We start from the raw sequence: 2974 nt of genomic DNA on the forward strand, positions 1-2974 counted from the left end.
TCCGTGCTGGCTCTCATCTTACTTTCCTGATCCCCACCATGGATGAGATTATCAAAATCTGGGACGGCTGCATAAAGGAAGCCGACTCCCTTTGGTCCGTGGAATTTGTGGGCAGAAGCACTGAGAAAATCAATTCCCAACTCTTGGGGATAGACAGGGATCTTTCCGATTGCTTGGACAGCATCAACGTGAAAGGCAGCTGGATGATCTTTTAAGAGTTCTCCGATTTCTTTAATCGGTAGAAGATCGCCTGTCTCGTTATTGGCAAACATGGTAGAGACAAGAATGGTATCCGGTCTAAGAGCAGCCTTGATATCACTAGCCTGAATGCGTCCATCTCTTGGTTGGACGATCGTAACTTCAAATCCGAAACATTCTACAAGGTATTCGATGGGTTCTAGAACTGCATGGTGTTCCAAAGCAGTCGTAATGATGTGTTTGCCATCTGTTTGGTGTTTCAAGCAGTAGCCTTTTATAACGGTATTATTACTTTCTGATCCACCTGAGGTGAAGAAAATCCGATTTGGAAGAGTATGGAGGGACTGAGCAATCTGCTCGCGAGACTCTCGAAGGAGTTTACTAGCCATCCGTCCATGAGCATGAAGGCTCGATGGATTTCCAAAAGTGGTCTTCATAGTTTCAGACATTTTATCAATGACTTCAGGTAGAAGGGGAGTTGTTGCGGCATTATCAAAATATATCACATTAAGACCTTATTTCTTGTGGTAGGCAAATAGAGGACTAACAGGTTTTCTTTCTTGAATGCGAACAATAGCTTCAGCGATCAGTTCGCTAGCTGTCAGATAGTTAATATTTTTTGGTGTTGGTCCATTTGGAGCAACAGAATCGGTTACCAAGATTTCTTTGATCGGAGCTTGGTCTAATAATTCAACAGCTCCTTTTACAAATAAACCATGGCTTGATACAGCATAAATTTCAGTAGCACCTTCGCGTTCGACGATTTTCGCAGCTTCTGAGAATGTCTTACCAGTATTGAGGATATCGTCAATCAAGATCGCTTTCTTATCTTTGACATCCCCGATGATATAGCCATAATCACGGTTCGCATCATCTTGCTCATAATCAATGATCGCAATCGGTGCATCAAGATATTCTGCTAAACTACGAGCGCGTTTGACACCGGAGTTTTTAGGGCTGACGACTACAACATCAGGACCAGTTAGACCTTTGTTAATGTAGTGTTCTGCAAAGAGTGGAATGGTAAAGAGGTTATCTACGGCAATATCGAAGAAACCTTGAACTTGCACTGCGTGGAGATCCAGTGTGACGACGCGATCCACCCCAGCTTTGACCAACATGTTTGCGATAAGCTTAGCAGTAATTGGTTCGCGAGGAGCAGCAGTCCGGTCTTGGCGAGCATAACCGAAGTAAGGCATGACCACATTGACAGTATTTGCGCTGGCCCGTTGGCAAGCATCCACCATAATTAACAGTTCCATTAAGTGATTGTTGACAGGGAAACTGGTTGATTGAATGATATAAATATCATATCCACGAACACTTTCCTCAATATTGACTTGGATTTCACCATCTGAGAATTGACGGGATGAAATTTTCCCAAGTGGAACCCCAGCATGATCCGCGATTTTTTGCGCAATCTCTGGATTTGAATTGAGAGAGAAGAGCTTCATATTTTTTTTATCTGACATGTGATTCCAACCTCATTTAGATTTTTGATCTTAGCACTATTTTAGCAAAAATTTGCGATAATTTCAGCTATTTTACAATCTTTCCGCCAATCTGGCAATTTTATTTTTTGCTGCTTTGTAGACGATCCCATGCTCTTTGATGAACTGATGGAAATTTTCTTCCTGTTCAGCAGTTTCGACCTCGATTTCCAACTCATAATCTTCAATGTCTAGATAGAGACTGTGGTCTAATGCCACTAAACCTGCAGCTGTTTCTTTGTCGAATCGTTCTGTTGTAAGGCTTCCCCAGACAGCGAGTTGCTCAACAGGGATTTCTTTAGAGATTAAGAGGTTTTTGATTTCTCCGTCAGGAAACTGTTGGTGTTGAAGGATCGCCTCGGTTTCTTCTGGGCTGAGTTTTTGATTGTACTCAAAATGGCCAACTGCTTCAGGAACCTTGAGAGTCAACTCAGCCTGATCTGTGAAAGTACGCACCCGTAAGGCCATTTTTTCTTTACGGATGAGCTGGTCGGGTGTATCGATATAGTGATTGGTTTGGACAACCAATTCTGTATCAGCAAAAAGTGGAAGGAGGGATTGGTATTCCTCCCTATCTAGCAAGGTTTTGTATTCAATTTCTAAATGGTTCATTTTGTGGTCCTTTGCTTTTTTTCAAAAGCGATTCATGATATAATAAGAGATGTGTTTATTGTATACAAAAATGGTTCAGATTACAAGGTGGTAGGATGGCAATTGATTGGGAAAACTTCTTAGATCCGTATATCCAAGCAGTTGGGGAATTAAAAATCAAACTGCGTGGGATTCGTAAGCAATATCGTAAGCAACAAAAGCATTCTCCAATTGAGTTTGTCACAGGACGGGTCAAACCGATTGAGAGTATTCGTGAAAAGATGATCCGAAGAAATATTTCTGAAGAAAATTTGGCTCAGGATATGCAAGATATTGCTGGTCTTCGCATCATGGTTCAGTTTGTGGACGATGTGGATGAGATCCTAGAGGTTCTGAGACAACGGCAGGATATGCGCGTGGTCCAAGAGCGAGACTACATCCGCCACAAGAAATCAAGTGGCTACCGGAGTTACCACGTTGTGGTCGAGTACCCGGTCGATACCATTGATGGAAATGAAACGATCTTAGCAGAGATTCAAATTCGGACTTTGTCCATGAATTTTTGGGCAACCATTGAACACTCGCTCAATTATAAATATAAAGGAGACTTTCCAGACGAGATCAAAAAACGCTTAGAGACGACAGCAAACCTGGCCTATCTCTTGGATGAAGAGATGGGGGCAATTCGGGATGCG

4 protein-coding genes are annotated in these 2974 nt (G+C 42.3%); 1 reads left to right on the top strand and 3 read right to left on the bottom strand.

Features of this window, described 5'->3' with window-relative positions; all coding sequences use genetic code 11:
* The 3 genes from SPADD19_RS06285 to SPADD19_RS06295 all read right to left on the bottom strand — a co-directional run.
* Window positions 1-704: cysteine desulfurase family protein (locus tag SPADD19_RS06285; protein WP_164905855.1), on the bottom strand; the 704-nt coding region annotated here is incomplete at its 3' end.
* Between the two features lie 9 nt (window positions 705-713).
* Entirely contained in the window at window positions 714-1670 is a 957-nt protein-coding gene (locus SPADD19_RS06290) for a ribose-phosphate diphosphokinase (RefSeq protein WP_061455540.1), read from the bottom strand.
* A gap of 72 nt (window positions 1671-1742) precedes the next feature.
* Window positions 1743-2300, bottom strand: coding sequence for a CYTH domain-containing protein (locus tag SPADD19_RS06295; protein ID WP_061455541.1), 558 nt, complete (start codon window positions 2298-2300; stop codon window positions 1743-1745).
* 95 nt (window positions 2301-2395) lie between these two features.
* On the opposite strand from SPADD19_RS06295, the gene SPADD19_RS06300 reads away from it, so the two are divergent.
* Window positions 2396-2974, top strand: a 579-nt coding sequence (locus SPADD19_RS06300; RefSeq protein WP_061455542.1) for a GTP pyrophosphokinase, incomplete at its 3' end; no start/stop codon positions are given.

This window comes from Streptococcus parasanguinis, from assembly GCF_001578955.1.
Taxonomy (GTDB): domain Bacteria; phylum Bacillota; class Bacilli; order Lactobacillales; family Streptococcaceae; genus Streptococcus; species Streptococcus parasanguinis_U.

Coding starts and splice junctions, on each gene's coding strand:
- SPADD19_RS06290 (WP_061455540.1), bottom strand. CDS start 1,670: ATGTCAGATAAAAAAAATATGAAGCTCTTCTCTCTCAATTCAAATCCA.
- SPADD19_RS06295 (WP_061455541.1), bottom strand. CDS start 2,300: ATGAACCATTTAGAAATTGAATACAAAACCTTGCTAGATAGGGAGGAA.